Annotated in this window: 6 protein-coding genes; all 6 read right to left on the reverse strand. The window is 34.5% G+C overall.

Going from position 1 to position 7093, the window contains the following annotated elements:
* Positions 1-486: 486 nt before the first annotated feature.
* Complete coding sequence (locus QA601_13775; GenBank protein MDG5816158.1) at positions 487-990, reverse strand: GNAT family N-acetyltransferase; 504 nt, start codon at positions 988-990, stop codon at positions 487-489.
* Positions 991-1307: 317 nt separating this feature from the next.
* Positions 1308-2606 (reverse strand): HNH endonuclease, encoded by a 1299-nt coding sequence (locus QA601_13780; GenBank protein MDG5816159.1) that lies wholly within the window; start codon positions 2604-2606, stop codon positions 1308-1310.
* A 263-nt stretch (positions 2607-2869) separates the two neighbouring features.
* Complete coding sequence (locus QA601_13785) at positions 2870-3952, reverse strand: hypothetical protein (protein MDG5816160.1); 1083 nt, start codon at positions 3950-3952, stop codon at positions 2870-2872.
* Positions 3949-5457: a DNA methyltransferase gene (locus QA601_13790; GenBank protein MDG5816161.1), complete on the reverse strand. Its 1509-nt coding sequence runs from the start codon at positions 5455-5457 to the stop codon at positions 3949-3951. Before QA601_13790 ends, QA601_13785 begins: the two co-directional genes overlap by 4 nt.
* A 14-nt stretch (positions 5458-5471) precedes the next feature.
* Positions 5472-6599, reverse strand: a complete 1128-nt coding sequence (locus QA601_13795; protein ID MDG5816162.1) for a class I SAM-dependent methyltransferase — start codon at positions 6597-6599, stop codon at positions 5472-5474.
* Positions 6596-6898, reverse strand: coding sequence for a helix-turn-helix transcriptional regulator (locus QA601_13800; protein ID MDG5816163.1), 303 nt, complete (start codon positions 6896-6898; stop codon positions 6596-6598). The genes QA601_13795 and QA601_13800 overlap by 4 nt, the downstream gene beginning before the upstream one ends.
* Positions 6899-7093: the final 195 nt, after the last annotated feature.

The raw sequence follows: 7093 nt of genomic DNA on the forward strand, positions 1-7093 counted from the left end.
AATGTGCATTTATGAATGCCTGTAGGCTTGCTATACCAAAATTGAGTACTTATATTACTTCTTGGGAGAGATGTGTTGATGGAAATCGGCGTATACAGTATCTTGTTTAAGAAAAAATTGTTTGTCTCACGACTGAACCCCCCGGAATCTCAAAAGAAGCTCTGAATACTTTTTCCTATAAATGATATAACAAACAGTGCCTGGCCTGAGCTCTGCGTTCAACAGGTTTTTTCTGCATCTTGAATGCAGAAAAAACGCTTGATGTTGTGCGTTGGTTTTGGAGCATCTTATTTCCTGCCGCTCCGATTTCCTCGCCGATTCTTTTTTTAATCCGCGCAGATCTGATCTTGAATCTTACTCTTACAGGTCTTTCTCATTCCATCTGCCTTCTAATGCCCTACCCGTCCGCTCGAACTGCGTGTTAGGCTGGTATCAACCATACCCAACAATTTCCATGACAGTAGAGCAGTCCGGTAGAGACATTTGTTAGACTAAAAATATTCCCATTTCAATTTCATTATCATATTCATTATCTATTTTCCTTGATTTAATTCTTTTTCCTTCTATTTCGAATCCCAAGGATTGATATAACCTAATTGCAATTTCATTGGACTCAAATACAGTTAACTCTATTTTTTCTAAATGATTAATGTTTTTTGCATGTTCTATTGTTTTTAATAACAATTTCTTGCCATATCCTTTTCCACGATAATTTTTAATTATTCCCATACCTAATGTTCCAACATGACTAAATTCGGGTATATCTTTTGGAGTTATATCACACCACCCAATTACTTCTTGATTTGATAATAAAAAATATTGAGGAAATTTATTCTTTATCATATGAGTTATAAACCATTCTGAGCCTTCCATTGGAAAGCCATTTACAGTAGCTAAATATTTTCTTTCCCTTGCAACACAATCAATAGCCTTATTATAGCTTTCAACATAATTTTTATTTGTATATATTATTTCAATTATAGAATTCATTTGTCCAATCCTTTATTCAATTGAATATCCCCAGGCGAGAAGAGTGAGTCAGCCTAACTCGTATTTATACCTTCCGCACTCCAACTCCTCTGCGCTCCTAATTCCTCTGCGATCTGATTTTCCTTCCGCGGCATCTTATGTCCTGCGGAAAAATTGCACACAACGGGTCTCAAAACAGCCGAAGTGCCTGTGTTGCGCCTGCGGCAGGCATTTTGTCTTTTTGATGTTGTGTGCTGTTTTGTTAATTTTTATAGTGTTAAATTCTTGTTTTGCGCTCCTTAGTTTTATTCCGGCGGGGCTCTTGTTTTGCTTAGTTATTAACCTTGCTTTAATTCTTCTATATGTTTCTTCATAATGTATTCCTGAAGTACTGCAAATTTAGTTTTACCATATTGATTTATAGAAGGATCTTTAAGTGTAGATATTTCTAAACACTTGTGAGCTGAACTATCGGGTAATGTAGATGATACAGTTTCGAAATGCGATATTCTTAGATAATTGTATGGTCTACCATTACTTGCAATAGCGTCGTATTCCATTTTAGCATGTAAGAGGCGAGCCATGTCTTTTGTTTCATTGAGAGCAAGTCCATTGATAATACTGTCAATAAGATCATTTGATGTTTGACAATAGCTCAATTCATAGCTCTGTTTATTAGATGCATTAAGAATAGCCCGCTGGATATCTTTAATAGTTCCTTTGCATTCAATATTATACTGCTGGCAAAGGATGTGCAGATCACTGGGCTTGCAATTAACATCTGCCACAGATAAACCTTTTGCGGAAAACAGTTTTTGCTGGTATGATTTCCAAATGTGTTCACCTTTATAGCACTGATTCAAACGCGAATAGAATTGGAAGGTGCTAAACAGTTCGATATAACACCACAATTCTTTGGCACCGTTGGGTAATTGATAAGTAAAGAGAATCAGTGTGTGTGAAGGGTAATATGGATCAATGAGTGTACGATTGGCTTCAATAATTGGAGCAATAGTTCCAAGAGGATAGTATGGGACACAGTTATTTGGTTTAATTGTTTTATTTTCTCGGTCAATATGTTCAATATCTCTAGCTTTGACACCATTGTGAATAGCAAAGCTAGTTGCTATTTTGTTTAATTGAATTTGAAATGTATCATTAATGAGATTAAACTCAAAAACCATCTCACCAAAGATGTTATCACAATTTTCTATTTCGTATTCAGTTTTACTCCTTAGTGCCATATCCTTTTTTACAAAATTTTCATAATTTTTAATAGTTTTCGGGTGACCATATATTGTTACTGTTTTATCTAAATCATTGTAAAAATGACATGGTTCCGATGGAATCGCTTTATGATCATAATATGAGACTTCTATTACCTTACCATTACTTAGGGACATTATGCCAGGAACTGGCGGGTTGTCACCGCGATCTTTATCAATTTTTAATTGGGATGCAATTGGAAGAAACATTTTACTGAAATCAGCATCAACTGTTTTGCCGAGTTTATTATTGCATTCTTCACAAAGAACATCGCAAGATGTTAAACGACCCCCAATGCAATTGGGAATTATGTGTTCTTCACTTTTATTTGTATCAGTTAGAGTATCATGACATAAATAGCATTTTTCCATTTAAACTTCCTTTTTCTCTTTCTCCGCCCCGCCTCTTACTCTTTCTCTTTAGCGCAAACAAATATTTGAACGATTGTACAAAATGGCACACAACGGTCCGCGGTACGCCAGAAGTTTTGCGGAATGAAATGGAGCAAAATTTGGGTGCAGCAAAGCGAAACCTGGCTACCGCTGTTGTTTGCTGTTTGTTAACCTTTTACCGTATTACAATTCTCTTTGCAGCGGCTCTTCTGTCTTTCATCCCCACCCCCAAAAAAAATATCTTAAGTTCCAAGTTGAATTTCTGTAAGTTTTTCGAACTCTTGGTTATTTAGATATCCATATTTTTTACCACGATGACCGATAAAGCTAATAGCGTAAGGTATCAATGTGTTATAAAGAGAATTTTCCTTTTTAATAATCCGTAGTTCGTAATCAAACTCGGTGATTCTCGACAATACGGCAATATCTCCTTCATTTGCAACTTTGGTTCCTCTTAATCTCCCTGTTCCTAGTCTAAAATCAAGGTTGTTTTCAGCTTCAAAAGTAACTCTGGTGTTTTCTTCAACTATACCTAAATCGACGTATCTTAGATTTATCAAGCAAGAAAAAGTCGCTTTATATCCACGTTTATTTCTAATTGTTAAAGGAGGAAAAAAATCATAGCTGTCACGGCTGAGCCAAAAATACTGGGTTCCTTTTGAAGTCGGGGAGCCAAGTTGAGCCTGAATTCTCGCGGTGTCGCTGTGTCCTAATACAATAATTAAGGTTGTTTCTTCTGTCTCATCTAATTTCACTTCTCTTTCATATTCGTCGTATAACAGTTTCCATGCCGGATCTTCCAAATTTTCTAAGGAAGGTTTATAAAAATTCCATTTTTGATCAGATAGGCTACAATAAAGATCTTTCCAAGAGAATCCAATTTTTGATATCAATTCATTATCTGCAAAAAAAGAAGCTTCCGCATTTTGAGACATACCTGGTGCAGTAAAGTTACCAGATGAAACAACCAAATTTTGTCCTTGAGAAGTGTAGGCTCCATAGCATTTAGCATGGAGCAATCTCTTTCTATTTACAACGGTAACATCTGCGCCGATTTCTAATAATTGCTTGACTACTTGATTACTTGTCAATCTTTGAGAAGTACTACCACTAAATATTGCTGAAACTCCACCACCTGCTGATATGTGCTTTTCAAATACATCATAAAACCGGACACCTCCATTGTAATTGGCGAATCCAGAAATGATATAAAACTCACCATCACCTGGAGTAGTGTTCCTAACCCAAGCTGTTTCAAGCATACGAATTAAACCAGGATAAGGGCCTGTAGCATAAACATTCGGATGTAAAGAAAAACCAATCATTTATTCTCCAAAATTATTAAATCTTCTTTTGAAACGGCATTTTTTTGGTTTAAACCATAGCGTTTATAGGTTTGTAAAGGTATCTGCTCATTTAATTTCCAATTATTAGCTTCAGCTAAAATTCTTAGCAAGTCGGGTGTATTAATATCAAACCGATTCCCACCTATAGTTGTGTGGTTATGCCCAACAACAAGAGAATATTTTGCTTTAGATTTCAACATTCGTGAAACATTTTTAAACATTTTTTGCATTTGAGCAAAATAGCGGTACAGATTTACCGGAACAGCTTGTCTTCTAAATCCATCATTTGAATTTAGACACTCTCTTAACGATAAACAAAAACTGAAGATTTCATCAGGTAAATTGTATATATTGGTTTCTAATTCCGCCTTCCAGATATTTTTTTGAGCTCCAGAGAAATCGCGGGTTCCAATAAGATTTGTTTCAAATTTATTTATATTATCTGCCTCTATTAAGTCAAGCCAAACAAGACTTAACCGTTGAGTGTCTATATATGGTAAAGCTGTAGCATATGGAGGACTTGTTATTGCTGCATCAAAATCAAACAACTTGAATTTATCAATACTATTTTCATCAAGGTTAGTGATATCTAAGTTGATTGCATTTGACAACCTACTCTTGGGGATTGGAAATACTTTTTGCAATCTCTCCAGCTGCATTAAGAAATTTGAACATTTCTTAAAGAACTGATAAGAAATGTTTGTTTCTGGGAAAGGGCTTTTTCTTCTTCGGATACGCAAATCAAGTGGCTCTTGAAGGGAATATTCTCTTAAGAGGTTGCTCAATATTGTAAGAAAAATGGGATTGTGTTCATTTGAATAAGTAAATACTACATTTCTTAGTAGTTCAATTGAATACAATGTGTCTTCTGGAAACCACTTTCTCAAATAAATGATTCGCTTGGTATTAGGTAATGAAACCTTGCTGTTTTTTTCAGAGGTATATTTTTTTTTAATACTTGATAATTCTTGTGACAATTGCTCAGGAGAAGATTTTAAGGCAAGGATTTTTGCGTTTGATATGTAAATTGCTAAAGGATTTATATCTATACCAGTTGATTTGGGGCCATTATGAATCGATTCAGCTAAAGTTGTTCCTGAGCCGCAGAAAGGGTCTAATATTTTTTCCTTTGGAGAAATCCCTAAGTAATTTAAAAGAAATCGTATTATTTGGGGATTAAACTTTCCTTTATATTCATGAATTCCATGAACCGAATATCGGGTAGATTGTTTTGAATTACCATTTTGAATAGAACAATATGATTCCAATATATGCTGATCTGTTTCGTATCTGTTTTTATTATCTTCGATAACTGAAAAGTATGTAAGTTTTCTTAGCTTGTTTCTACTACCTACTACTTCAACGTATAAACTATTGTTTTTAATATCTGTATTATTAGTGATTTTCTGTATTTCCCTATGTGCAAATTCTATTTCATATTCGAATAGTTTGTAGTCGGGCCAAAACAATCGATATTTTTCCATTTAGAACACCAGTTTTATTGAAAAATTAATAAAGATTCTTTTTTAATTTTTGCATGCGAAAGGTTAAATGACTTGCGTGATGGTGCTATTTTTCTCTCAGTAGAATAAACGAGATTGAAACCATTATCATTTGCCGCAGCATTAATAAGTTTTGCGTTATTTATAATTTCTCCATGTATTTTAGATCGACCAATAACAAAACAAATATAGCCACCATCAATTAACACTGTCCTTATAAGATTAAATGTCTGACTCATATTTTTCTTAAAATCATTGGGTGTTGGAGAATCTTTCTTAAAATAATGTGCACGAGCACCAATCTCTTTTTCTTTAACAAAAAGAGGGTCAAACTCTAACCACCACATACGATATTTATGATATAACCAATATTCATATGCATTCGGATAAGGTGGTGAGGTGATAACAGCTCCTACTTTTAATGAAATATCTGAGCTGCGAACTTCAAGTATATTTTTATTTATTATCTTTGAGGGAGGAAGGCATTCTATTTCAGTAGTTAATGTGTTCTCCAGCTTAATTGCTGAATTTATAAACAAGTCAAATAAAGCTTCCGGTGTTACATCTTTTTTAATTGCTGCATATCTTGTATCGCTCTCCTGATTTGATACACGCACAATAATAGCTGAGAGTGTAAGTCTAAGAGCATCATAAAATTCGGTTTCTTTGTAAGTGGCAATTGTTTCCCTTAATGCAGCCAGGGCTTTTTGGATATCATTTTGAAACCAATGGTTTAAGCTTGGTATTTCAGGGATCATGGGATTTTTCAACTCTCTCGCATTTAAAACACAATTTTGAGCAATTTCTACTAATCCTCGAGGTAAATAATTCGTTTTTACTTTGCTAATTAAGCAGGCTATTGGATTTAGATCAATACCAACAGATGTATACCCAAGTCTTTGAGCCTCTATTAATGTTGTTCCTGAGCCACAAAATGGGTCAAGGATGGAATATTTCTTATCAACGCATAATGTTTGAATGATATTTTTTGGAATTTCAGGTATAAATTTCGCGGGATATGGATGCATATTATGAATGCTATTGTGCATCACAGAATTTGGGAAATTCCAATCTATCTTATTTAATTCTGACATCATGGGTGTTTCTGTGATAATATTCATCATTTCTCACTTATGTATTGTGTTAAGGTCTCTTCTGCTACTTTTAGTACTTCCAAAGCATTTTTTTCCTCTAAAAGACTATAAGCTATTTGAGAGCCCAAATATTTTATTTTCAACGTCTTCTCATTAATTTTTAAAACTTTTGCTAGTCTAGGGAGTAATTTTTCTTTTAATTTTCTCTGGCCATTTTCAATTTTACATAATGTACTTTGGTCAATATCTAAGTCTGCTGCTAATTTCCTTAAAGGCAGGCCATTAGATATTCTAATTTGCTTTATATATGTTCCAAAGTTATCTGACATTGACACCTTCCGCCTTGGCAGTTTTTGTCAAAATACATATTACAAGCTTTTAGTACAATATTTTTTTTTGGGGGGGGGGATTTTCCTTTTCTTTCTTAGCCGCTGCCTACAATTAATTGAGGTTAACAAATTGCAAACAACGTTCCCAGGCATGCAGAAGTTGCCGTCTTCGGCAATTTGGGGCGTCTTCGCCCT

The organism is Chitinispirillales bacterium ANBcel5 (genome assembly GCA_029688955.1).
Taxonomy (GTDB): Bacteria; Fibrobacterota; Chitinivibrionia; order Chitinivibrionales; family Chitinispirillaceae; genus Cellulosispirillum; species Cellulosispirillum alkaliphilum.

What these genes read in the sequence shown, in the direction of transcription:
- QA601_13795 (MDG5816162.1), bottom strand. Translation starts at nt 6,599, where the DNA reads ATGATGAATATTATCACAGAAACACCCATGATGTCAGAATTAAATAAG.
- QA601_13775 (MDG5816158.1), bottom strand. Translation starts at nt 990, where the DNA reads ATGAATTCTATAATTGAAATAATATATACAAATAAAAATTATGTTGAA.
- QA601_13800 (MDG5816163.1), bottom strand. Translation starts at nt 6,898, where the DNA reads ATGTCAGATAACTTTGGAACATATATAAAGCAAATTAGAATATCTAAT.
- QA601_13785 (MDG5816160.1), bottom strand. Translation starts at nt 3,952, where the DNA reads ATGATTGGTTTTTCTTTACATCCGAATGTTTATGCTACAGGCCCTTAT.
- QA601_13780 (MDG5816159.1), bottom strand. Translation starts at nt 2,606, where the DNA reads ATGGAAAAATGCTATTTATGTCATGATACTCTAACTGATACAAATAAA.
- QA601_13790 (MDG5816161.1), bottom strand. Translation starts at nt 5,457, where the DNA reads ATGGAAAAATATCGATTGTTTTGGCCCGACTACAAACTATTCGAATAT.